The sequence below is a fragment of the Exiguobacterium sp. HVEsp1 genome (assembly GCF_002009685.1).
Taxonomy (GTDB): Bacteria; Bacillota; Bacilli; order Exiguobacteriales; family Exiguobacteriaceae; genus Exiguobacterium; species Exiguobacterium profundum.
Window position 1 is genome coordinate 2,007,778 of the sequence record NZ_KV917367.1, and the last position, 23,917, is coordinate 2,031,694.

General features: G+C 48.2%; 28 protein-coding genes and 1 riboswitch. Of the genes, 10 read left to right on the top strand and 18 right to left on the bottom strand.

Translation table 11 applies throughout. The features are described 5' to 3' along the window. Nucleotides 1-105 precede the first annotated feature (105 nt). Complete coding sequence (locus BV910_RS10295; protein WP_012726820.1) at nt 106-1,317, bottom strand: NAD(P)/FAD-dependent oxidoreductase; 1,212 nt, start codon at nt 1,315-1,317, stop codon at nt 106-108. Between the two features lie 262 nt (nt 1,318-1,579). On the opposite strand from BV910_RS10295, the gene BV910_RS10300 reads away from it, so the two are divergent. Continuing rightward, a complete protein-coding gene (locus BV910_RS10300) occupies nt 1,580-2,557 on the top strand; it encodes an NAD(P)/FAD-dependent oxidoreductase (protein WP_012726821.1) in 978 nt (325 codons plus the stop codon). Nucleotides 2,558-2,619: 62 nt separating this feature from the next. Beyond that, a complete protein-coding gene (locus BV910_RS10305; protein ID WP_078147247.1) occupies nt 2,620-3,057 on the top strand; it encodes a GNAT family N-acetyltransferase in 438 nt (145 codons plus the stop codon). Nucleotides 3,058-3,066: 9 nt separating this feature from the next. Here the strand turns inward: BV910_RS10305 and BV910_RS10310 are convergent, their stop codons facing one another. Beyond that, nucleotides 3,067-3,921, bottom strand: a complete 855-nt coding sequence (locus BV910_RS10310; RefSeq protein ID WP_078147248.1) for an NAD-dependent epimerase/dehydratase family protein — start codon at nt 3,919-3,921, stop codon at nt 3,067-3,069. A gap of 127 nt (nt 3,922-4,048) precedes the next feature. Between BV910_RS10310 and BV910_RS10315 the strand changes: the two genes are divergently transcribed. Beyond that, complete coding sequence (locus tag BV910_RS10315) at nt 4,049-4,288, top strand: hypothetical protein (RefSeq protein ID WP_047795133.1); 240 nt, start codon at nt 4,049-4,051, stop codon at nt 4,286-4,288. A gap of 33 nt (nt 4,289-4,321) precedes the next feature. Here the strand turns inward: BV910_RS10315 and BV910_RS10320 are convergent, their stop codons facing one another. After that, the gene (locus tag BV910_RS10320; RefSeq protein WP_078147249.1) at nt 4,322-4,678 is read right to left on the bottom strand and encodes a HesB/IscA family protein; all 357 of its coding nucleotides are present in this window, start codon (nt 4,676-4,678) and stop codon (nt 4,322-4,324) included. Nucleotides 4,679-4,775: 97 nt separating this feature from the next. Next, nucleotides 4,776-4,918: riboswitch (FMN riboswitch) on the top strand. Between the two features lie 163 nt (nt 4,919-5,081). Between BV910_RS10320 and BV910_RS10325 the strand changes: the two genes are divergently transcribed. Both BV910_RS10325 and BV910_RS10330 read left to right on the top strand, forming a co-directional pair. Beyond that, nucleotides 5,082-5,669 carry an ECF transporter S component gene (locus BV910_RS10325; protein WP_012726825.1) on the top strand — a complete coding sequence of 196 codons (588 nt, stop codon included), beginning with the start codon at nt 5,082-5,084 and terminating at the stop codon, nt 5,667-5,669. 69 nt (nt 5,670-5,738) lie between these two features. Beyond that, nucleotides 5,739-6,311 carry a nucleotidyltransferase family protein gene (locus BV910_RS10330; protein WP_078147250.1) on the top strand — a complete coding sequence of 191 codons (573 nt, stop codon included), beginning with the start codon at nt 5,739-5,741 and terminating at the stop codon, nt 6,309-6,311. 40 nt (nt 6,312-6,351) lie between these two features. Here BV910_RS10330 and BV910_RS10335 read toward each other — a convergent pair whose 3' ends face one another. Continuing rightward, a complete protein-coding gene (locus tag BV910_RS10335) occupies nt 6,352-7,563 on the bottom strand; it encodes a NupC/NupG family nucleoside CNT transporter (protein WP_078147251.1) in 1,212 nt (403 codons plus the stop codon). A gap of 202 nt (nt 7,564-7,765) precedes the next feature. Further along, nucleotides 7,766-8,002 carry a YuzB family protein gene (locus BV910_RS10340; RefSeq protein WP_012726828.1) on the bottom strand — a complete coding sequence of 79 codons (237 nt, stop codon included), beginning with the start codon at nt 8,000-8,002 and terminating at the stop codon, nt 7,766-7,768. Nucleotides 8,003-8,100: 98 nt separating this feature from the next. On the opposite strand from BV910_RS10340, the gene BV910_RS10345 reads away from it, so the two are divergent. After that, nucleotides 8,101-9,156: an NAD(P)/FAD-dependent oxidoreductase gene (locus tag BV910_RS10345; protein WP_078147253.1), complete on the top strand. Its 1,056-nt coding sequence runs from the start codon at nt 8,101-8,103 to the stop codon at nt 9,154-9,156. Nucleotides 9,157-9,399: 243 nt separating this feature from the next. Beyond that, a complete protein-coding gene (locus BV910_RS10350; protein ID WP_078147254.1) occupies nt 9,400-10,830 on the top strand; it encodes a S8 family serine peptidase in 1,431 nt (476 codons plus the stop codon). Nucleotides 10,831-10,921: 91 nt separating this feature from the next. Here BV910_RS10350 and BV910_RS10355 read toward each other — a convergent pair whose 3' ends face one another. The 3 genes from BV910_RS10355 to BV910_RS10365 form a co-directional block, all read right to left on the bottom strand. Then, the gene (locus BV910_RS10355) at nt 10,922-11,536 is read right to left on the bottom strand and encodes a methyl-accepting chemotaxis protein (protein ID WP_168169849.1); all 615 of its coding nucleotides are present in this window, start codon (nt 11,534-11,536) and stop codon (nt 10,922-10,924) included. Nucleotides 11,537-11,549: 13 nt separating this feature from the next. Then, nucleotides 11,550-12,197: a protoglobin family protein gene (locus BV910_RS10360; RefSeq protein ID WP_168169850.1), complete on the bottom strand. Its 648-nt coding sequence runs from the start codon at nt 12,195-12,197 to the stop codon at nt 11,550-11,552. A 169-nt stretch (nt 12,198-12,366) separates the two neighbouring features. Further along, the gene (locus tag BV910_RS10365) at nt 12,367-12,672 is read right to left on the bottom strand and encodes a YuzD family protein (protein ID WP_078147257.1); all 306 of its coding nucleotides are present in this window, start codon (nt 12,670-12,672) and stop codon (nt 12,367-12,369) included. Nucleotides 12,673-12,801: 129 nt separating this feature from the next. Here BV910_RS10365 and BV910_RS10370 point away from each other — a divergent pair, with 129 nt between their 5' ends. Beyond that, a complete protein-coding gene (locus BV910_RS10370; protein WP_012726833.1) occupies nt 12,802-13,029 on the top strand; it encodes a NifU family protein in 228 nt (75 codons plus the stop codon). Nucleotides 13,030-13,048: 19 nt separating this feature from the next. Here BV910_RS10370 and BV910_RS10375 read toward each other — a convergent pair whose 3' ends face one another. Both BV910_RS10375 and BV910_RS10380 read right to left on the bottom strand, forming a co-directional pair. Next, complete coding sequence (locus BV910_RS10375) at nt 13,049-13,828, bottom strand: TIGR01457 family HAD-type hydrolase (RefSeq protein WP_078147258.1); 780 nt, start codon at nt 13,826-13,828, stop codon at nt 13,049-13,051. A gap of 4 nt (nt 13,829-13,832) precedes the next feature. Continuing rightward, complete coding sequence (locus BV910_RS10380; protein ID WP_078147259.1) at nt 13,833-14,276, bottom strand: DUF86 domain-containing protein; 444 nt, start codon at nt 14,274-14,276, stop codon at nt 13,833-13,835. A 158-nt stretch (nt 14,277-14,434) separates the two neighbouring features. Between BV910_RS10380 and glpX the strand changes: the two genes are divergently transcribed. Then, nucleotides 14,435-15,415: a class II fructose-bisphosphatase gene (gene glpX / locus BV910_RS10385; RefSeq protein ID WP_078147260.1), complete on the top strand. Its 981-nt coding sequence runs from the start codon at nt 14,435-14,437 to the stop codon at nt 15,413-15,415. A 44-nt stretch (nt 15,416-15,459) separates the two neighbouring features. Here the strand turns inward: glpX and BV910_RS10390 are convergent, their stop codons facing one another. The 8 genes from BV910_RS10390 to BV910_RS10425 all read right to left on the bottom strand — a co-directional run bounded on the left by BV910_RS10390 (nt 15,460) and on the right by BV910_RS10425 (nt 22,410). Further along, nucleotides 15,460-16,131 (bottom strand): DUF975 family protein, encoded by a 672-nt coding sequence (locus tag BV910_RS10390; protein WP_078147261.1) that lies wholly within the window; start codon nt 16,129-16,131, stop codon nt 15,460-15,462. 102 nt (nt 16,132-16,233) lie between these two features. Next, the gene (locus tag BV910_RS10395; protein WP_078147262.1) at nt 16,234-16,539 is read right to left on the bottom strand and encodes a hypothetical protein; all 306 of its coding nucleotides are present in this window, start codon (nt 16,537-16,539) and stop codon (nt 16,234-16,236) included. Between the two features lie 158 nt (nt 16,540-16,697). Next, nucleotides 16,698-17,066, bottom strand: a complete 369-nt coding sequence (locus BV910_RS10400) for a YutD family protein (RefSeq protein WP_078147263.1) — start codon at nt 17,064-17,066, stop codon at nt 16,698-16,700. A gap of 48 nt (nt 17,067-17,114) precedes the next feature. Then, nucleotides 17,115-18,455 carry a bifunctional metallophosphatase/5'-nucleotidase gene (locus BV910_RS10405; protein ID WP_240499838.1) on the bottom strand — a complete coding sequence of 447 codons (1,341 nt, stop codon included), beginning with the start codon at nt 18,453-18,455 and terminating at the stop codon, nt 17,115-17,117. 15 nt (nt 18,456-18,470) lie between these two features. Then, on the bottom strand, nt 18,471-19,316 hold the full coding sequence (locus tag BV910_RS10410) for a DUF72 domain-containing protein (protein ID WP_047795123.1): 846 nt from the start codon (nt 19,314-19,316) through the stop codon (nt 18,471-18,473). An 11-nt stretch (nt 19,317-19,327) separates the two neighbouring features. Further along, a complete protein-coding gene (locus BV910_RS10415) occupies nt 19,328-20,509 on the bottom strand; it encodes an MFS transporter (protein WP_078147265.1) in 1,182 nt (393 codons plus the stop codon). A gap of 104 nt (nt 20,510-20,613) precedes the next feature. Next, nucleotides 20,614-21,933 (bottom strand): branched-chain amino acid transport system II carrier protein, encoded by a 1,320-nt coding sequence (brnQ, locus tag BV910_RS10420; RefSeq protein WP_078147266.1) that lies wholly within the window; start codon nt 21,931-21,933, stop codon nt 20,614-20,616. Between the two features lie 204 nt (nt 21,934-22,137). After that, nucleotides 22,138-22,410, bottom strand: a complete 273-nt coding sequence (locus tag BV910_RS10425) for an acylphosphatase (protein WP_078147267.1) — start codon at nt 22,408-22,410, stop codon at nt 22,138-22,140. A gap of 92 nt (nt 22,411-22,502) precedes the next feature. Here BV910_RS10425 and BV910_RS10430 point away from each other — a divergent pair, with 92 nt between their 5' ends. Continuing rightward, nucleotides 22,503-23,885 carry an alanine/glycine:cation symporter family protein gene (locus tag BV910_RS10430; RefSeq protein ID WP_078147268.1) on the top strand — a complete coding sequence of 461 codons (1,383 nt, stop codon included), beginning with the start codon at nt 22,503-22,505 and terminating at the stop codon, nt 23,883-23,885. Nucleotides 23,886-23,917: the final 32 nt, after the last annotated feature.

Consider the following 23,917-nt stretch of genomic DNA (forward strand, 5'->3'; position numbering starts at 1 on the left):
CTTCATTATACAAAATTTCGACCAACGAGGTCAAAGAACTTCCTATGACAATTTCGAAAGAAAAACAGCCCGTTCTGAGACAGAACGAGCCATGCAATCATGAAATTAGAACTTCCCTTTTTTAAGGACGAGTCCGTATTTTTTCAATTCGATGAAGTGTTTGTTGTCAATGACTTTCTTCATGAATGAAGCGTTGCGACCGAAGATCTTTTTGCCCATCACGATTCCGATTCCATCGTTATGACCGAGTGAAGCAACTGTTCCTTTGCTCTCGTAAGTGAACTTCGAAGTCGATTTGCCATTGATAAGTGCCGCGATGTTTTTCGCAACGTTGTGCGCTTGTTGTGTCGCGATTTGTGCCGTCGGTGGGTATGGACGGTTCGATGCAGGGTCCATGACCGCTGAGCAGTCACCGATGATGAAGACGTTGTCGTGACCTGGTGCACGGTTGTCCGCTTCCACCATGACACGGTTACGGACCGCTTCAAATCCTGATTTTTCGATGATCGGGCTACCACTTACGCCACCTGTCCAGATGATCGTGTTGGCACGAATCGTTTCTGTCGTGTCACCTTGAAGTGGACCGAATGTCACCACACCTGGCTCGACACCTTTGATTCCGTTACCGAGTTTCATCTCGACACCGTTACGCTCCAACCATTTCTGTGCGTATGTCGTGAGTTCTGGGTCGAAACCAGGAAGAACTGTTGGTGCCGCTTCAATGTTGACGATGCGAACCGCTTCGCGTGGAACGTCATACTGTTTGCAAAGTTCAGGGATTCGGTTGACGATTTCACCGAGGAATTCGATTCCTGTAAATCCGGCACCACCGACAACGATCGTCACGAACGAGTTGTCTGAAGAACCGTTTGTTTTATATTGAGCGAATGAATATTCGATGTGCTCTTTGATTTTACGAACACTGTTCAACGAGCTGATTGTCATCGCATGTTCTTTCAAGCCTGGGATACCGAACGTTTCAGGTACACCGCCGAGACCGATGACGACATAGTCGTATTCGACGACAGAACCATCTTCAAGCGTGACTTGTTTGGCAGCAGTATCGACGCGATCGACGATCCCTTTGACAAGTTTCACACGTGACGGGTTCACAATATCGTTAATGTAGATGCGCGCTTGGTCTGGGTTCATCGTCCCAGCAGCTGGTTCGTGAAGCCATGTCGTTTGGTAGTGATAATCATGCTTGTTGATGAGCGTGATGTTCGCATCACCTGCAGCGAGTGTCTTTTGAAGGTTGACGGCTGTGATGAGTCCACCGAAGCCCGCACCAAGAATAACAATGTTAGGTCGTTTCATGTTCATTTCCACCTTGTTTAAAGTTTTGTTTTTTGAACAACTATGTTGTGTGTTTCTTCACATAGACGTTCACAATAAAGCCTATCCTTGTTCAACATCTGTTCACAATTGCTTCTGTTTCATTGTACGCTCTTTAAATTGAATTCTCAATGGAAAAGCTTATCTTCTTGAATTTTTTTTGAAAGTGTTGCATGTTTGTACTGAATGGATTTAATTCAATAAACTCTCTATAATAGATGTATACGCTTTGAGGAGGAATTCGATGAAGACGACGAAAGATGTAATCATCATCGGTGGCGGCCCGGTCGGACTGTTCACCGCATTTTATGCAGGCATGCGCCAACTCGATACGACGTTGATTGAAAGCTTACCGCAACTTGGTGGTCAGTTGTCAACGCTCTATCCTGAAAAATATATTTATGATATTGCCGGTTTCCCGAAAGTAAAAGCACAGGACTTGATCGATCAACTAAAAGCACAAGCTGACCAGTTCGAACAAGATTACCGTCTCGGTGAAACGGTGGAAACGGTGGAACGTCTCGAGGACGGCACGTTCGTATTGACAACAAATAAAGAAGAATATCATACGAAAGCCATCATTATCACGGCCGGAAACGGTGCCTTCTCGGCTCGTCCACTCGGGCTTGATGGCTGCGAAGATTACGCCAACCTTCATTACTTCGTCGACAACATGGAGAAATTCCGTGATCGCCGTGTCATGATTGCCGGCGGTGGCGATTCAGCCGTCGACTGGGCACTCATGCTTGAAGGAATCGCAAAAGAAGTCCACATCGTTCACCGTCGTGACCGCTTCCGTGCTCATGAACATACGGTAGAACAGATGAAGGCATCGACGATTAACGTCCTCACGCCCTATAACATCGAGTCACTGTCTGGTGAGACACACATCGAATCTGTCGAATTGACAGATAAGGATGGCGAATCAAAAATCGTTGAAATCGATGATTTGATTTGTAACTACGGATTCGTTTCATCGCTCGGTCCAATCAAGAACTGGGGAATGGAATTCGAGAAAAACACAATCCGTGTCGATTCACGTATGGAAACGACCGTTGCCGGCATCTTTGCTTGCGGTGATATCGCGACATACGAAGGGAAAGTAAAATTGATTGCGACCGGTTTCGGTGAAGCCCCAATCGCCATCAACCAAGTGAAACAGCTCGTGGATCCGACAGCTCGTCATCCGCAACACTCGACATCTGTATTTGCTGGGAAATAAACACTGAACCCCTGTCGCTCCCATGCACAGGGGTTCAGTTTTGTCTTGCAAGGGAGGTTAACATGAATATAGTCACAACAAATACAATTACCAATAAAATGCGCGATGAACTATACACGATCCATCAAGAGGTTTTTGGAGATATAAATCACTTTCATCAAAAGTTAATACGTAAAACAAATTTATTTTTTACTTTAGCGATTATTGACAACGAGATTCATGGCTACAAGATTGGCTATCCTCTCAATGAAGATTGTTTTTATAGTTGGATGGGAGCCGTCAAACCTGCTTCTCGTAATCTCGGTATCGCCTCACGGTTAATGGAGACACAGCACGAATGGGCTAAAAATCAAAACTATAAATCGATTGAAACAAAGACGATGAATCGTTGGCGACAAATGTTACTCTTAAATATTCGTCATGGTTTCGATGTCAAAGCAGTCAATATAGATAAAAATGGTCGCGAAAAAATCCTTTTGCGAAAACAGCTCAATGTTTAACAAAAAAGGTTATTTTTTGAGCGTCTGAATGATGACCCGGTCAAGCCAGTCATCGAGTTGCGTGAACACGAAGCCCGCCTTCTTCGCCTCAGCAATCGACATATAATAGTCGACATCCGAATCATACGGCGACGAGTCTCCATCTTTTATAATATGGACGGGTTTTCCGACGTGTTGGCCGATTCGCTCCATTAAAGCACCCATGGAGATGAGCCCGTCACTTGCAGCGTTGAAAGGACCGGTCACGTTCGCACGTCCCACCCATTCTAAAAATGCTGCTGCTTCCGCACTCGAGATGAAGCCCATCTTCGCTTCCGGGTGATGCAAGACAACCGGTTCCTCGTTCCGGATTGCATCTACATAAAACTTCAATCGGTCTGTATAGTCATCCGGACCTAACACGATCGGTAATCGTACGGTCGCCACCGGGAAAGAGGCGCGATGGAAGAAGAATGATTCCGCCTCGCGTTTCCCTTGTCCGTAGTCATGTTCGGATTCAAGATGATATTCGTAATGGAGCGGATTGAAGTCGCTCTCTTTTAAATCAGGACCAGGTGCGTAGACCGACATCGTCGACGTGAGCACATATTTTCCGACTTTGTCCATGAACGCATCCGAGGCGATTTTTGCCTGATACGGAGTAAAACAAATGTTGTCATAGACGAGGTCGTACCGTTCGCGGGCCAAGTCTTTCATCGTCGCGACCGATTGCCGGTCTCCTTTGACAGACCGAATCCCTTCAGCTTCCGGTACCTGTAGTTGCCCCCTCGTCACAATCGTCACATCGTCCCCTGCTTCAGCAAGTCGCAATGCGAGCCGTTTTCCGAAATAGCGTGACCCTCCGAATATCAATACTTTTCTCATGACCCTGAATCCTCCCATTTGTAATGACGTCCCTACTCATTTTCCCTTCAAAGAAACAGACTAATCTACCACTTTTACACGTATTCTTGCTATTCTAATAAGTAAAGACTTGTTAGGGGGCTCGAATATGCACCAAATCATGTTAGAAAAAGGTTGGACGTATGAACTACCACCACAGTATGCGATCTATCAGAGCTTATCTGATTTCAGTCGTTACTCTGTCCTCGACCAAGAGGAAGAGAGTGTCTGCTCATTCCGCATCACGAATGACACATGTACAATCACAGGCTTTCGGCCTTGGCAACATCACATCGAACTCGACGTAACTGCAAAAGTCATTCGGTTGATTTTGACAGAAGAAGAATAAGAACCGATCGCAATCGCGATCGGTTCTTATTCTTTAGCATTCTCCTGGCGTACCTGCATTCGTCGCTGTCCGGAAACTCGAACCGCAACCGCATGTTGCAATCGCATTTGGGTTTTTAATTGTGAAACCGCCACCGAGCATCGACTGCTTATAATCAATCTCGAGGCCATCAACGACCCCATGATCCACTTCCGCAACGATGACGCGGACACCATGATGGTCGAATTGAATGTCTTTGTCCGTCTTGTCCTCGTCGAAGCCCATCCCGTATGAAAGTCCTGTACATCCGCCACCTTGTACCTTCACTCGCAAGTATTGCGCATCCGGGCGTTCCGTCTGTTTCATCATCTCTAGCACTTGAAGTGCGGCTGACTCTGTTAAATGAATCATCTGAACTCCTCCTCATATATCTTCAATTCAAGTCAATTGACTTGTCATCTTGTGGATTATCTTGTATAACTAAACTGTAACAAAAAAAATTAAATCGTTCCATCTTCGGGGCAGGGTGAAATTCCCGACCGGCGGTATTGAAGAATATATTCTTCTCAGCCCGTGAGCGAGCAAGGCGTTGCTTGCTGATTTCGTGAGATTCGAAAGCCGACAGTATAGTCTGGATGGGAGAAGATGGCGGCATCCGACCGATATCCGGATGTTTTCTTTGACGTGGACTTTTCCACCTCGGAAAACATCTATTTCGTATGCGCGTAAACTCTCCCGATTGTCTTCATTGCAATCGGGTTTTTATATGCGACGGATGCCATTCATCGAGGAGCGACCTAAAGGAGAGATTCTGATGAAAACTACGCGCAACAAACGACTGACAACAATGGTGACTTTGGCGATGCTCGGGACGATCTCGTTCGTACTCATGCTATTCAACTTCCCGCTCCCATTTTTACCGCCATTCCTTAAAGTGGACTTTAGTGACATTCCTGCACTCATTGCCGGAATCGTCTTTTCCCCACTCGCAGGAGTCGTGGTCGTCGGTTTGAAAAACGTCTTGTACTACGTCTTTAACGGTGGCGGTGTTCCAGTCGGGGAAGTCGCAAACTTCTTCGCAGGTGTCGCATTCATGTACCCAGTTGCCTGGTTCTACCATAAGCGCAAGTCAAACAAAGCACTCGCTTCTGGATTACTTGCCGGTACAATCACAATGGCTCTTAGTCTCGCCATCTTAAACTATCTCGTCATCTTGCCAGCCTACGCCTTCTTCTTCGGAATGGCAGACATGGCCGACCCGGCGGTGAAAACGGATCTTGTCCTTTACGGGATCTTACCGTTCAACTTGATTAAAGCGATCTTGATCAGCGCGCTCTTCGTCCCACTCTTCTTGAAATTGAAGCCGTGGATCGAACGTCAACGCGTACAACTTCAAGCATAATCGATATACGAGCATCTAGGCGTTGCCTAGGTGCTTTTTTTAACCATATTGTAAGGAGGGGTATTCATCATGACAGACGAACAGGATTTGGTTCATTTTCTAAAACAAGACGCCGAGCTCATAAAGCTTCTCCACGCCGTCGCCAACCTCGATTTACCGGATTGTTGGATTTGTGCGGGATATATTCGTTCAAAAGTCTGGGACCACCTTCACGGATACGAAACATCGACTAAAACAGATGATGTAGATGTGATTTATTTCGACCCAAACCAACCAGAGGAAGCAGTCGAAAAACAACTCGAAGAGCGATTATTCCGCCTCATCCCCGATGTACCTTGGTCTGTCAAAAATCAAGCGAGAATGCATCACGTCAACAACCTTCCACCCTATGCCTCATCGGTCGATGCGTTGGCACATTTTCCTGAGACCGTCACCGCGATCGGGGTACGTCTTCAATCGGATGGTTCCCTCATCCTCGCTGCCCCACACGGCATTCACGACTTGATCAACATGCACGTTATACCGACACCACCCTTTGATTCGAACTCTTCAAAGCATCCCATCTATCTGGAGCGGTTGCAGCAAAAGAACTGGTCCGCCAAGTGGCCAAACATCACCATACATACATCCTTCTCATACTAAAAAACGCAACCACCGAAGTGATCGCGTTTTCTTATACCGATTAAAGAAGAAGTCCAGCCAATGTAGCTGACATCAAGTTTGCAAGCGTACCTGCAAGAATCGCGAGAACACCCATGCGTGCGATGTCACCACGACGGTTTGGCGCCATACCACCAAGACCACCGAGAAGGATCGCGAGTGACGAGATGTTTGCGAAACCACAAAGTGCGAATGCAATCATCGCTTCTGAACGAGCTGACAAATCACCAGAACCGATGATTGGAGCAAACTCAGAGAAAGCAACGAATTCGTTCAAGACTAGTTTTTGACCGAGGAAGCTACCGAATTGTACAGCATCCGCCCATGGTACACCAATCACGAATGCAAGTGGCGCGAAGACGTAACCGAGAATCAATTCGAGTGACAAGCTATCAAATCCGAAGAGTCCACCAACTGAACCGAGGATCAAGTTGACGAGCGCAATCAATGAAACGAATGCAAGAAGCATCGCACCGACGTTCAAGGCAAGGAAGAGACCGTCAGAAGCACCACGTGCCGCTGCATCGACGAAGTTCGCCGCTCTGTCTTCTTCATCTTCTACAATCTCGATGTCGTCATCGTACTCTTCTGTTTCTGGTACGATGATTTTCGCGAATAAAAGACCTGCTGGCGCTGCCATGAAGCTCGCTGCGAGCAAGTATTCGAGTGGTACACCGAGTGCTGCATAACCTGCAAGTACAGATCCGGCAACCGATGCGAGTCCACCGACCATGACTGCGAAGAGCTCAGACTGTGTCATTGTAGGAAGGTACGGCTTGATGACAAGCGGTGCTTCCGTTTGACCGACGAAAATGTTCGCTGTTGCTGAAAGTGACTCTTTACGTGACGTACCAAGTGCTTTCGCAAGGGCAGTACCGAGGATACGGATGACCCACTGCATGACGCCGAGGTAGTAAAGCAATGCGATTAATGATGACATGAAGATGATAATCGGAAGGACTTGGAATGCGAAAACGAAGTTGTCGCCACCGACTGCTGTTCCGAATACGAAGGCAATCCCGTCACCCGCTGTGTTCAAGACAGCTTGAACCCCATTTGAGATCCATTCAAGCGCCTTACGTCCCCATGCCGTATATAAGACGAGGAATGCAAATGCGAATTGAACAGCGAACGCTGCCAAGACCGTGCGCCATTTGATGGCTTTACGGTTGGTAGAGAAGATGTAAGCGATTGCAATTAGTGCCAAAATACCAACCACACTCATGATTTTCATTGATGTTGTGCTCCTTTCATATTAAACAAACCAATTATATGTGTCATACCCGAAAAGAGATGTGCCCTACCGTTTGAAACGCTTTCTTTTTATCGTTGTTAAACGTCAGACAACCTACATTCGAACCTCTTAGAATATAACATCCCTCTTTTTAAAATGCAACGGGGGAAATAAAAAAGTTTGAGGTCATCCCTCAAACTTTTTACCATGCCATCTCTTCGATTTTTTCATACACCTTCGTCACGAGCTCTTCTGGCGTCTCACCCGTCACGACTTCCCCGTCAACGAGGCAAAAGAGATCGAGGGAACAGACACCACAATAGCCTGTACAGCCGTATTCGACCACATCAAGGTCCGGATCGGATTCTAATTTAGCCCGGGCAATTTGTGAGCCCATCGCCAAATTCGAGGCACAAAATTCGATGATTGGATTCATCATATATGTCACCGTCTTTCTTTACGTGAATTATCGGAAAATGGTTCTTCTACGGCAGATTATAACATGATACAGTTGAAGAGTAACAAAGGGGGATTATTATGCGCAAATTAGTCGTCTTAGGAGGCGGTTACGGGGGAATGCGTGTGATTGAAAGAGTGCTTGGACATCAGTTACAAGACATCTCGGTCACGCTCGTCGATCGCTTGCCTTATCATGGATTGAAAACAGAGTATTACGCACTGGCCGCAGGAACGGTCTCGGACCGCGATATTCGAATCGACTTTCCGGATGAAATCGATTACATATACGGACAGGTCACGGACATCGACACCGAAGACAAAATGGTCCTGCTCGCGAGTGGAGAAAAAGTGCCCTACGACGACCTTGTCATCGGATTAGGGTGCGAAGACAAATATCACAATGTCCAAGGGGCCGCCGAGTTCACGTACAGTATTCAAACACTTGAAGAGTCACGTAAGACACAACAAGCAATCAATGGTCTACGACCAGGGTCGGTCGTTTCTGTCGTCGGTGCCGGGCTGTCCGGTGTCGAACTCGCCAGCGAACTTCGTGAGAGCCGACCTGATTTGACGGTCTGTTTATTCGACCGCGGACCATCCGTCCTGTCTTTCTTATCTAATCGTGTTTCGATGTACGTACAATCTTGGTTCGAGGAGCACGGCGTCGAAGTCATTAACAATGCCAACATCACACGTGTCGATGCTGACGGACTATGGAACCACGAAGACTTGTTCCCATCTGATTTGACCGTATGGACGGCCGGGATTCAACCGGTCGCTGTTGTACGGAACCAAGGTTGGGAGCTCGATGGAGGCGGACGTGTCAAATTGACGGAACATCACTTCGTTCCTGGACTGCCGGACGTGTTTGTCGTTGGTGACAATGCGAGCTTACCGTACGCACCGTCCGGACAACTCGCCGAAGCCCAAGCCGAACAGATTGTCCAAGTCTTGCTTTGCAAATGGAAAGGCGTCAATTATCCAGAATTACCCGACATCAAACTGAAAGGGACACTCGGTTCCCTCGGGAAGAAGGCAGGCTTTGGGGTGTTTATGGGGAAACAATCACTCACTGGGAAAGTAGCCCGACTATTAAAATCCGGTATCCTTTGGAAACATAAAGTCATTAAATGAGTATATTGCGAACGAGCCTCCATGGCTGGTTCGCTTTTTTTGATTTGTTCATCTGTAATTTCCATTCATTTCTCTTACAATTGAGCCAAAAGTCTTGTATCTGAATCCCCTGTATCCTTATCTAAATATTCAGATATTTAATGCCATTGGCGTATTCTACACGTTGGCAAAACTTGTTACTCTATGGTCACGGCAGTTGGACATCCCGTCATCTTGCCTACATACCTTAAAGGAGGAAACAAGTTGAAAAAAATCTGTAGCTCCGTCCTCGCCTCATTGCTCGTCTTGTCAACCGTACCTGGGGGCGCGGATGCCGCCCCAAATAAAGAGAAAGAACGCGTCATCGTCGTCTTCAAGGAGTCGGCAAAGAAAATCCCCCTTTCCATCGATGGCATGGAAGTTCGCCAACAGTACGCGAACATTCCAGCCGCTGCACTCGAAGTACCAAAAGCCGCATTGAACGGCTTGAAAAACAATCCACACGTCGCACATGTGGAAGTGGATCAAACGGTACAGATTGAGAATCAAACACAAGACTGGGGAATCCCCAAACTAAAAGCTCCTTCATCTTGGCAAAGCGGATTCACTGGGAAAGGTGTCAAAGTATCCGTCGTTGACACAGGAATCTCGGCCCATCCTGATTTAACAATCGCTGGCGGTGCCTCATTCAGCACGGTCACGAGTTCGTATACCGATGACAACGGTCACGGTACTCATGTTGCTGGGATCATCGGTGCACGGAACAACAGCATCGGAACGGTCGGGATTGCACACGAAGCAAGCATTTACGCCGTCAAAGCGCTTGAGGCGAACGGAAGTGGTAGCTTATCGAGCATCATCGCCGGGATTGACTGGTCGATCACAAATGATATGGATATCATCAACTTGAGCCTCGGGACGACGAGTCCATCGACGACGCTCCAACAAGTCGTCGATCGTGCCAACAACGCGGGCATCCTTGTCGTCGCGGCAGCGGGTAACAACGGTCGTACCGATGGGTCGGGTGACCTCGTCAACTATCCGGCTCGTTACAGTTCGGCAATCGCTGTCGCTGCAACCGATATCAACAACAACCGCGCCTCGTTCTCGGCGACAGGAAGCACTGTCGAAGTGGCAGCACCTGGTGTCGGCATCAACTCGACCCTCTCAAATGGGGGTTACGGCCAAATGAGCGGAACATCGATGGCGACACCTTATGTGGCGGGTAACCTCGCGCTCATGAAGCAAGCCTTCCCTACGCTATCGAGCACACAACTCCGTACAAAATTGTCACAAGATTCCATCGACCTCGGTGTAGCGGGTCGTGACACATGGTTCGGGAACGGACTTGTCCAAGCCCCTACTGCTGGTGGTACGACGCAACCTGTCCAAGCACTCACGACGACAGTCTCGACATCGAAGTCATCGTACTACGCGGGTGAAGTCGTCTCGATTTTTTCGTCCGTACGTAATTCGAATGGTCAAGCGGTCGCAAACGCCGATGTTCGTGTGACGGTCACACAACCGAACGGAACTACGCTTGTCGGTACAGGCAAGACGAATTCATCAGGAGCCATCACATTCACACTCTCGACGAATTCTTGGTCACAACGCGGTACGTATCAAGTGAAGTCTGATGCGACGCTTAGCGGCTACACGGCTGGTTCAGCGACGTCATCGTTCCAGCTTCTCTAAACGAAAAAGTCGAGCGCATCGCTCGACCTTGTCGATCGACGAATCAAGTCGTGTCATGCGACCTGGTTCGTTTTTTTTATAGTTTGCCTACTTATAATCGTTGCGCGGTATCCATCAGCTGTGTCGAAGACGTCGCAATCTGGGTCGTGGCACGCTTGAGTTCGGCAATGGATTCCACGATCTCATCGATATCACCGGCGAGGCTCCCCATCTGTCCGTCAGCATGCTCCGAGTCACCAGAGATCTGGAGGAAGGCATCCGTCACTTGATTGATCCGTCCCATTGTCTGCTTCATCTCTTGCTCGGTCGATAAGACACGGCTCGATGTCTCTTCCATCTGATTCGTGAGACGCTTCACCAAATCCTCCACCTCTTCCGCCGCTTGTTTCGATTGACTCGCGAGCGTTCGTACTTCTGATGCGACGACTTGGAACCCTTTCCCTTGTTCGCCTGCCCGTGCTGCTTCGATGGCCGCATTCAAACTCAGCAAGTTCGTCTGGTTGGCAATTTGCTTCACCGAATCCGCAATCGTCATGATCTCATTCATCAATATTTCGAGTGCCTTGATTTCTTGGGCCGAGTCGGATAGGTCACGCGCGATTTCGTCAAGTCGTCCCGTCTCTGATAAAATCGTATCTTTTCCGCTCACCGAAGAGTGAAGTACCGTCCGAAGCTTCGTCTGTGTGAGTGAACTCGAATGCTTCATATCATCTGCCCGCTCATTCATCGACTGAAAACTGGCCATGACTTCTTGGGAGAGGGCGGCCCGCCTGCTGAATCGTCTGACTGATTTCATCTTTCACATGTTGCATCTGGTCGCGGACGACGTCCGCTTCATCGTCAAACATCTCGAGCACGATTTGTTGCTCGAAGTTAAAGATTTTTGAGACGGCCATCATCAACCTCATTTTCGAGTCCGCATCGAGCTGCTCATGTTGAATCGATAAGACGAGCGTCTCGAATATTTTTTGGAAGGCCGCCATATACCATTTCCCTTTCAGACCGATCAGATAATGCCGTTTGGCGATGGCGAGACGTCGATTGATATATGCTTCATTCAACTTCCCTTCAAACATCTCCATTATATGGTTAGAAAGAGTGAGTTTTAGTTTGTCCGATGACGAATGTTGCCGAATCAACTCTCTCATCTCGTCGATCTTTTCGAGCTCTTCATAAAACACATCAACCAACCGAGGTGTCAATTGACGTAATTCCTGTTGATACGCACGTAAATAAGCTAAATCCTCACGTTCGAGACGAATCAACTGACGTTGTCGTTCCAACCCACTTGGTAAATCAATCAGCAAGTGCTCCATTTGGGATGAGGTGTCTAAATGGATCGGCATATTTCGTTTTCGGGCAAACATTGAACAGTCCTCCTTCAGTAATGGATTCATTTTAATTTTCAAAGTATTATAAATGTTATACAAGTTATGTTCAGCTTAGCCCGGTAGACAAAAGTTGTAAAATCTTTTTCTGAATTATAGGTAAACAAAAAAACGAACCTTGCAACCGCATGGTTCGTCCACCTGCTCACTATTCTATATGATTGACGGATCCTTGTTTCGCCTCAATCGCCGCATATACTTTTCGTAACTGAACGACCCCTTCGTCAATCACTTCCCCATCGAGCAAGACGAGCGGATAAAACCATTCATCGTCTTTAAGTGCCTGCGCAAACTCGTCCTCACTCTGTTCGAAATCGATATACTCGAAAGAAAAGGACTGTTCCGGATACTTGCGTCCCAGCGCATTTTGCAACCATTCATACGTCTCAGTCGAACTCGGTGCACCGACGCAGCTGGCACATTGAACTTCTGCCCCATACACTGTAATTTTCATCTTCATTCCCCCTCGAAACCATTATACAAAAATCTTACCCACTCCCGATGACGAAACGCTCAGCGTAAATGATTGAGAAACACTCTCAAACTTGCTAGAATAAAGTAGAACGAGAAAGGGGTAGATACCATGGAAATGTTTGATCAAGTCCAAGAAGTGCTCGATAAATTGCGTCCGTTCTTGCTTCGTGACGGCGGAGACGTCGAACTCGTTGATGTCGAAGAAGGCATCGTCAAGCTCCGTTTGATGGGTGCTTGCGGCAGCTGCCCGTCTTCAACAATCACGCTAAAAGCCGGTATTGAGCGCGCGCTCATCGAAGAAGTACCAGGCATCGTCGAAGTAGAACAAGTATTCTAAACAAAAAGGGAGACATTCGTCATCCCTTTTTTTCATGCCTCCATTCATCTAAACTCTCGACCATATAAGTCGGGAGTTTTTCTTGCTCCTGAACAAAGGCTGGACCGTGTACACCTGAGTTGACGTGAAGTGTACGGATTCCCCCGTTGATTCCGAACAGAATATCCGTATGATAGTTATCCCCTACCATCACGACATCTTCTTTCGTCAATCCAATCATGTCGAGTGCGATGTCAATCATGACCGGTTCCGGCTTCCCAATGAAGAACGGTTCTTTCTCGGTCGTCACCGTCAACACGGATGTGAGCGATCCATTCCCCGGTAAGAACCCACGTTCTGTCGGAATGGCGATATCCCCATTCGTCGAAATGAATCGGGCTCCTGAACGAATGGCGATTGCCCCTCGCGCTAACTTCTCATACGTGATGTGACGGTCTAGACCGATGACCACATAGTCTGCTTTCGGTTCGTCCGTGACGTGGAACCCACGAGATTCTAGGGCGAGGCGGAGTCCGTCTTCGCCAATCATATAAACGCTTGCCCCCGGAGACATCTTCTCAATATAAAAAGCCGTCGCCATGGCACTCGTCAACACGTTTTCTGCCTTCACATTTGCCCCCATTGAAATCAACTTATCTGCAATTTGCTGTTGTGTCATCGAGGCGTTATTCGTGACGAATAAGTATGGCACGCCCATCGCTTCTAACTCGTTGACGAATTCAACTGCCGCTTGGACGGGCTCTGTTCCGGCATACATCGTACCATCCAAATCAAATAAATATCCTTTTATCGGTTCCATCCAATCACTCGCTTTCTGGTAAGAATGCGGACACCGGTCCAAGTTCGACCTCTAAGTAGCGACGAACTTGCGTCGAGAACGCTGTGAAGTCTTGTTTTGACGTCTTCACCCATTCATCAAAGCGTGACGCGTCTGCATCGACGAACTCACGGACATAGTAAGCACGCAATCCGACGAGCGCCTTGGCGGCCTTCCCCGTCTTCTCATCGAGCACGCGTTCATCGAGTAGAATGTCGACAATATCTTCATAGCTACCTGGGTCTCGCATGATGAATCCGTCAATCATCGAGTTCCCTACGTCGATGACCCCTTCCATCAGGAGGACAGCCATTCGTTGTTTTGCAAGTTCTACTGTGAACGCATCCCCGCTCAATTGATCGGTGTGCGCTAACATCGTTTCCATTTGTTCCAGTGTCTGATTAATCTTCTCTCTATTCACAAAATACATGATGATCCCCCCTGCTGTTAATACTAATGCTTTTTCGGTCAGGAGAAAAGAATCTGTCCTATTTACATCATTTATAAAATTGTGATACACTAATCAACGGATTTAAGCCGTAAAAAGTATAACACATTTAATAGAGATAACGTGGAGGGTACAACACTATGGAACGTGAATTAGCATTAGAAATCGTACGAGCAACGGAAGCCGCAGCACTCGCATCATCGAAATGGATCGGACGCGGGCAAAAGAATGAAGCCGATGACGCAGCTACGTCAGCGATGCGCGAAGTTCTCGGAACAGTGAACATGGATGCGACGGTCGTGATCGGCGAAGGTGAACTCGATGAGGCACCGATGCTCTACATTGGGGAAAAACTCGGTACGACGTTCGGTCCGAAAGTCGACATCGCCGTTGATCCGCTCGAAGGTACATCCATTGTCGCAAAAGGACTCGGAGATGCGATGGTCGTCATCGCTGTTGCGGATGAAGGTGCCCTCCTCCACGCACCAGATATGTACATGGATAAGCTCGTCGTTGGGCCGAACTTAAAAGGAAAAGTCTCGCTCGATGAACCACTCGAGTCGATCATCGAAAAAGCAGCAAAATATAACAATAAACGCATTGAAGAAGTGACGGTGATCATGCAAGACCGCGATCGCCACGAACACCTTCGCCAAGCCGTCATGAACGTCGGCGCACGCGTCAAATTGTTTGAGGATGGCGATGTCTCGGCCGGAATCGCAGCTGCCGTCAAAACAAATCCGATTGATATTTTCATCAGTACAGGCGGTGCTCCTGAAGGCGTCATCACGGCTGCAGCTGTCAAAGCGCTTGGCGGAGACATGCAGGCCCGTCTTCACCCGATGAATGAAGAAGAATCTGCACGCGTCATCTCGATGGGTATTGTTGATCCGCTCCAACTCCTCACGCTCGACGACCTCGTCAAGAGTGATGACTGTATCTTCGCCGCAACAGGTGTCACGTCAGGTGAGTTGCTCGATGGCGTCAAATTCTTAACAGATGATATCGTCGAGACGACATCACTCGTCATGCGCTCAAAGACACGTACGATTCGTAAAGTCGTAGCCGAACACCACTTGTCGTTGAAACCATACTTACAAAAAACTGAAGTCAACGCCTAATCAAAAACGCCTTGCTCAATCACTTGAGCGAGGCGTTTGTTTCTTTAAAATCCTTGTTCTGTTCCGTGCACTGGCTCATTCGAATCAACTTGCTTGTCTTGAATCGAATCGTAGAACGTCGCGTACGTCGTCGAGAAGTAAGGTCCGATGAAGAAGAATCCGATCCCGAGCGTCAAGATCCCGACGAGGAACCAACCAAAGAAGGACAAGACGAGCATGAAGGCTTCCATCTTGTGCCCATCCATGAGACGACGTGATTCTGTGATCGACTCGAGTGCCGAAAGTTCAGGCTGGTCGCGCAAAATGTACGGTGTGAGTGAGTACGAGAAGGCTTTGATGATTCCCGGTACAATCAACAACAAGGTCCACAACACGATAAAGAGGCTCATGACAAAAGACGTGATGACATGTTTGAAGTAACGTGTTTGGAACGGTTTGAACATTGTCGAGAGCGAGGCACCCTTTTCACGTGATACGCCGAGTGCGAGCCATGACCAACCGATGGTGAGTGGTGCAATCAAGATTTGAAGAACGGTCGACACAAGACTTAACGTGGCGTCTGTCGATGTAAGGGGCGCTGTCGAATTCGGATCAATCTCAGGCGCGAGCGACTGGGGAATCCCGTTGATGATGACGAACAAGAGTGCCAATCCGGCCATCAACCACCATTTTCCTTTCAAGGCGTGTCGTGCATGTTGTTTCCATTCAGATCTCATAGTAATCCATCCTTTTTCGTAGTCTTTCTATTAGTGTACGTGAAAAGGTGACCATACGTTTCAAAAAACATAAAAAAAGGGAAAGGAATTTTTCCTTTCCGCTTAGCGAATCATCACATTGCCTAAAAAGAACTGAGACATGGACAAGATCAACAACAGCACCCCGAGTGATAACACAAGGTGAGATGTGACTTTGAAGACACGGCCTCGCAAGAACGAATGGCCATATTCAAAGCGACGGATGATCAACACATGAACGAGTTCAAATAGAATGACTGCCGCCGTAAAATAAAAGGTCATCATGATATGGAAACCAAAAAAGAACATGGCCAATATCCCGAGTCCGAAGTTATGAATTCGATTATGGACGTCATCCCGATCCCCGACGGTCGTTTGTACATGTTGCATCCAAATCACCTCACTATCAAAACCAAAAAACGACGAAACTATCCTTAATGACAATTTATCACATTTTTCCAACCTCAAAACCGGAAGTCACGACTTTTTACCTAAACGAAATATTTGGAAATCAAATGTAATAAAAAAAGTGCTGACGGCTCAGCACTTCACACTTTTGATTCATCGGTCTTGTTAAACTTACGCTTCAACTTCAGTTTTTGCTTCGTTCCCCCAAAGACGGGTCCACTCTCTTCTTCGTTGATTTCCGTTTCTTTTTTCAAAACGAAATAAGGACATCCAAAGTTGCAATATTCGTATACGTAGTCCATCACGTGATCAATTCGGTTCTCATAGGTCGCCAATTTAGATTGCGGTTCATAGAATCCCTTCAATCGCAACTGACCATGCCCCCAATCACCGACGATGTAATCGTACTTATCTAGCACGTCACTATATCGTGCGATAAACGCCTCTTCATCGAACCCGTCCCGTTTTTCTTCCAAGACGGTATATCCGTGGCGATTCACTCGAATCATCGCTCCCACCTCCACTCTGTTATCATAGCATGCCCCCGTCGATGCGCTCTATCCTTTTCGAATCACTTCATGACGGGCGACGATTGTTTCTCGTAATACATCCCGCAGAAGTTCGGGCATGAAATATCGCTTCGGTTGGTCTGCCAAATAAGGAAGGAGCGGACCGAACGTCAACATATCGACCGTCGCGACGCGATATGTCCGATTTAAATCCAATCGTTCCCCCATTACATATGTCTGACCGTCCCGCTGTTCGATTTGATAGAGACTCGGTTCTCCGAGAACGGTACCTCTGAAGCCGAGACCTCTGACATGCATACTCGTGAACGTTTCTTCATTGGCATCGTGAAGGAAACGCGCCAACGTCTCCCCGTCCAATGTCAGCACACAAGGATTGATTGGATGCGGACAGATCCGATGCAACATGTTGAGCGTCACCCCACCCGGCGCCAGTCCTTCTAGCACAACGCCAGATGGGATGATCCCCACATCCGCCGCACACCATTCGACCATGCCTTCGACGAGCAGGTCGCCCAGTGGAGAAGGACCGAACCAATCAGAGGCGTATCCATCCGTCTCCGCAATCGTGACATCCAGAAGGCGTTCGGCATCTGCCCCTTCTGTATGCAACAAGGCCAATGTGTCCGGACTATCCGATTGCTGAGACAGTTCATGAAGGCGCGCTTCTTTCGACACGATTCCTGACTCGCCAAGCGTCAGTGTGACTTCTCCGACGTACTTCCCATACTTTCCGGCTTGTGCAATCAAAACACCGTTCGTCATCACACCTTCATCTAAGACGTGATGTGTATGCGCACCGAGAATGACGTCGATTTCAGGAAACCTTTCAGCTAATCGCTCATCTCCAAAGAACCCAAGGTGACTGAGCGCGATGATGACGTCACAATGCGCCAACTGTTTCAACGCTCGCTCCGCCGCATCGTAAGGCGATTCAATCTGCCAGCCAAGCTCTGGGTATAACTCTTCATATGGAGCGGTCACACCAAACAGGCCGATCTGGAAACCATCTTTCTCAAGAACGAGCGTCTCATCGACCCAATTCGGTCGTGACCCGTCTGCTTCATATACATTCCCAAGTAAGATGGGAAATGTCGCTTCGTCATACAGTTCGGCCAGCCAATCATGAGGAAAGGTAATCCCTTCGTTGTTCCCGATGGTGACGGCTGTCGGACGAAGTCGCTCGAGCAAACGAACATTCAACTTCCCACGTGTCACTTCCGTCGCCGGATGGGTACGGTCGGCATGATCCCCTAAATCAAAGTACAGCGTGTCGTCCGTCCGATGTTCTTCTAGAAATGAAACAAGTTTCGGCCATTGGTCGAACTTTGAATGAAGATCGTTGTAATGAAAAATAGTCAGTGTCGTCATGGCCATCCCTTCCTTCTAAAACAAACTGATTTGTCTCGGTGCGAGTTCATACTCGAGGCCAAGGATCTCAATGAGTCGCTTCGCATTCGGTGCCGCATCCCCGGCCGAGTTGTTGTTAAAGTATACATACACATCTTTCGCTTCACGGTCAATCTCACGAAGTGAGGTCGCCAATTCTTGCAATTCTTCCTCGCTATACCGGTACAGACAGCGAACATGCCGCCATTCTTGACTCGTCATTCCAGGTTTTTTGAGCCATCCTGACGTATTGCGTCCATGCAATCGAACGACCGCAACATCAGGATGTGTCACGACCGGTACGAACGGGATGCTGCTCTCTTTCGTTTGCGGTTCATCGCAAATCGTGTTGATGAACCGCTGCTCCTTCAAAAATTGAAGCGTCCGGTCCCGGAACGCTTCTGAGAACCAGGTCGGATTGCGAAACTCGATGGCAATCTCGTAATCTGACAGCTCGGCACGAAGCGTTCTCAAATAATCCAGGTGTGGCTTTGACACATCGAACCACGGCGGCAATTGAACGAGCACAGCCCTTAATTTCCCCGCTCGTTTTAACGGATCGACCGAGACGCGATAACGCTCAAACAGTTCAATCAAAGGCGTTTTCGGCTCACGATCATGTCCGCTCATTTCCCTGGAAACTTTCACAACGAATTGAAAATGATCCGGTGTTTCCCCATCCCATTTTTCGAAATTTTTCACCGGTTGAATCGCATAGAAGGTCGAGTCGACTTCAACAGTCGGAAAATGTCCCGCATATGTCGATAATTTATGTTTTCGTTCTTCTGGGGTCGTATACAGCAAATCGTGGTCACCCCATCCGGTCACACCTACATAGATCATAGCGTCCTCCTTTACGATTCTGAAATGGCGGCCGCTTTCCGTTTCGACCAGTTCCATGTGCCCATGTATGTGACGAGCAATAGGACGAGTCCCATCATGAACGGATAGCGCATATCAATATCAAAGGCGATTCCCGCCAATGTCGGCCCTAAAATATTCCCAATACTCATATAAGCGTTGTTCATCCCCATGGCAAGACCTTGCTCGTTTCCTGCAAGTTTCGACACGAGCGTGTTCAACACCGGTCGTAAAATAGATGTCGATAAGAAAATCACGAGTGTCACTGCGAAGAAGAGCATATACGTACCAGCGAACAAAGATAACAAGAAGCCGAATGAGGCGAGCGCGATGAAAGCAAGTACGACCTTGGTCTCACCCAACCATTCGACGAGACGGTCCACCGCAAACAATTGAACGATAACACTCACAATCCCTGTTCCGGTTACCATGATGGCAATTTCCTGTGGTGTCGCACTGAACATCTCGCTGACATAGAGTCCGAGTACCGATTCATACGCCATCAGACCAAACGCCATGACGAGGTTGATGACCAATACGAAGAAGTATGGTTTTCGCGTCGACATGACCAGCTGTGTCGGTAAAGATTCTTTTATTTTTGGTGCCACGTACGGAGCACGGTCCGGCTCCTTAAGAAGGAGTACAGACGAAATGACAGCGACGAACGATACAATCGCTGAAACGAGCAACGGTGTCTTCAAGCCGAATTCAGCAAAAAAGCCCCCAATCCCTGGTCCGACCACAATTCCAAGCGACATTGCCGCGGAAATATAACTGTTTCCTCGAGCTCGTTGCTCGAGTGTCGTGATATCTGCCACATAAGCGAAGATGGCAGGAATCAAAAGCGCTGCACCAACACCCCCGATGGCACGAGAGATGAGAAGAATCGTCAAATTATCTGATAGATAGAAGACTCCCATCGAGATGGTGAATCCAATCAGACCGAGAATGATCATGAGTCGGCGCCCGTAGACGTCTGCCCATTTCCCGGCAATGGGTGACATGACGAGCTGGGCACCCGCAAATACGGAAATCATGAGTCCGGCGGCTGTCCCTCCCTCGCCAATCATCTTTAAGTAATCCGGAATAATCGGGATGATAATCCCAAACCCGGCGACGGCGATAAACATGTTCAACATGAGAATCGCCAATTGATTTTTTTGTTTTGTCGTCAACGCATGTCACTCCCTTTTCATCTTTCCATTTTACTGTTTGAGTTCACATCCAGGCAAACAATAAGACAGAAAAAACCCATCCTTGACCAAAGGATGGGCGAGACTTATGAGATGCGTGATTGAGCGAGTGATTCTTGTGACGTTCCCTTCGGAAGAAGAAGCGTGATCGCATAGACGATCATCGTCGGAACTGCCCAGGCAAGTCCGATATCCGCCATTGGTAAGCTTCCGATCCAAGAAGTGACCGCAGAAGGCTGGATGCCGTTCCACGTTTCAAAGAACGAGAGCACGAGCGCCGTGTAAATTGTCGCTTTCATCGCCACACCGGGGTTTCGTTGAAGACGTTCCGTCACCGATATGAGCACGAGTGCGATCATGACCGGATAGAGGAGCGTGAGAAGCGGCACGGCGATTTGAATCAACGAGCTCAAACCGACGAGTGAGATCATGAAGCCAAACAATGTTGTCGCGATGACGACATGATGATATTTGAGAGAATCAAACTGGTTGCTGATGAAGCGTGAGAACTCTGAGATGAGGCCAACTGCTGTCGTCAAACAAGCGAGGAAGACCGCTAATCCGAGTGCGAGCATTCCGACTTGTCCGTAAGACGTACCTGCGAACGCTTGGAGAAGGCTTGCGCCACTCGTCGTTCCTTCTGCGACTGTCATATTCGCACCGATTGAAGCGAGCGAGATATAGACGAGCATCAAACAGGTAACGGCCACCATGCCTGCAGAGCGAAGAAGCGAAGACGCTTCTTTTTGGTCACTCAATCCATTAGCTTTCAACGTGACGAGGACAATTGCCCCAAAGACGAGGGCCCCGAATACATCCATTGTCAAATAGCCTTGTTGGAAACCTTGGCCGAGTGCACCCACCCATGTCTCAAATCCTTCCGCTGGAGCTCCCGGTTCCCCGAGAGGCGAGATGAGGTTTGTGATTCCAATCGCTACAAGCAAGAACAAGAGGATTGGTGTGATGATGCGCCCGATGACTTCAATCAACTTTTGAGCACGAAGCGTCAAGAAGAACGTCAACCCGAAAAAGACGGTCGAACTCATCGCGAGTGTCAAAGTAGAGGGAGCATCGAGAAACGGGACGAGTCCCATTTCATACGTGACGGCAGCCGTACGCGGAATTCCGAAGAATGGTCCGATGGCTACATACATCAATCCTGTCAAGATAAGCGCGAGACGCTTTGGAATATAACGAGCAATTTGGTCTGTCCCACCGCCGACCCGAGCGACTGCGAACAAAGCAAGAAGCGGTAAACCGACACCCGTAATGACGAACCCGATCATCGCCGGTACGAGGTTTTCCCCCGCCAAGGCGCCGAGCTCTGGTGGGAACAGTAAGTTCCCGGCCCCAAAGAATAAAGCAAAAATCGTAAACGCTAACGGGAACAATGTCGATTTTTTCATACAACTACCTCCATACACTTGATATTCCGAACGACTTAACAAAAAAATAATAACTAAATTTTCTGACAATATATCGCTTGGTCTATTTCATTATACACACTTCCTATCGTTTGACCACCCTATCTCCAAAATTCGAGGTTTAATTTTTTGAAATGTAGATTTCACAAAAAAATCTCCCTTTCATATGCAGGGAGATGTAAGCGGTTAATAGCGTATGTCGAACGAGCGAAATTCCTGATCGTTCGCTTCCGTCTCTTCGATTCGTTCGACACCGACAAAGCGATTGCCATCTTTCAACGTCTGCTCGAAGGCGTCGATTTCTTGCTCGGTTCCTTCCGCATGTAGCTCGACTGTCCCGTCACTTAGATTGCGAACCCATCCTTTGATGCCGAATCGTTGCGCGGTCTCCTGTGAAAAATATCGAAACCCCACGCCTTGGACACGTCCAGATACAATCAAACGTTTAGCAACTCTCATTCTATTTTCCTCCTTTATTTTGTCAAAGATGTTTAGAGGTCCTTACTTTAGGAAACAGTATTTAAGTAAAATAATGGAATTGGAGTGGTTGTATGAATGAATTTATTACTCTTGTCACGAACGTTTCCGACTGGCTTTGGGGCGTACCGATTATCTCGTTACTCGTTTTATCCGGTATCTTCCTCACCATCAAGCTCGGTTTCTTTCAGTTTCGTTACCCCATCTACATATTCAAGCAAACATTCGGCAGCATTTTCAAAAAGCCGAAAGGTGAAGGCGACATCAGTCCGAGACAAGCGTTGACGTCAGCCCTCTCTTCAACAGTCGGGGCCGCGAACATCATCGGTGTACCTGCAGCGATTATGTTCGGGGGACCGGGTGCCATCTTCTGGATGTGGGTCATCGCTATCATCGGCATGGCCATCAAGTTCTCAGAGAGCGTACTGGCCGTGCACTATCGTGAGAAGAATGATGCCGGCGAATTTGTCGGGGGACCGGTCTACTACATATCAAAAGGACTTCGTTGGAGGTGGCTCGCGACGTGGTTCGCCTTCGCCCTCATGATCGAACTCATTCCGAGTATCATGGTACAAGGAAACGCTGTCAGCTCGGCAGTCCGTGAGACGTTCAATGGGAACACGCTCATCACGGGGATTGTCGTCGCTATTCTTGTGGGCATCATAGTCTTTGGTGGACTGAAGCGCATCGCGAAAGTCACGGAGATCGTCGTCCCTGGCATGGCACTCGTCTATGTCGGAGCCGGACTCGTCATCGTCTTGATGAACTTCTCTGAGATTCCAAACGTTCTCAGTCTCATCTTTTCTTATGCATTCGAGCCGATGGCCGCGTTCGGTGGGTTTGCCGGTGCCGCCGTTGCTGAGACGATTCGTTGGGGCTTCGCCCGTGGACTCTATTCAAATGAAGCCGGTCTTGGAACGGCACCGATTGCCCACGCCGCGGCACAGACGGACCATCCGGTGCGCCAAGGGTTCTGGGCCGTCATCGGGATCGTCATCGATACGCTCATCATTTGTAGCACGACCGCGTTCGTCGTCTTGTCTTCAGGTGTCTGGACGGCAGACGGAGCGATGGATGACCCAGCAGCGTTGACGACGATTGCTTTCAATGAATACTTCGGTTACACGGGAAGCTTACTCGTCACCATCTCGCTCATCTTCTTCGTCCTCTCGACCATTATCGTCATCATCTTTTACGGCTCGCGACAAGCCGAGTACTTATTCGGTTTGACGGCAGGAAAAATCATGAAGGCCGTTTATATCGTCTCGATTGTCATCGGTGCAATCGGAGGCGCCCAAATGATTTGGAACTTCCTCGACTTGATGCTAGCGATGATTCTTATCCCGAACATGATTGCCGTCTTGCTTCTAAGTGGTGAAGTGAAACGATTGACGACCGAATTCTTCACATCCGAGAAGTATTATAAGAAAGATATCGCCGAAGAAGAGGCGTCTTAACCAACAATCCGACTGCCTAAGCAGTCGGATCT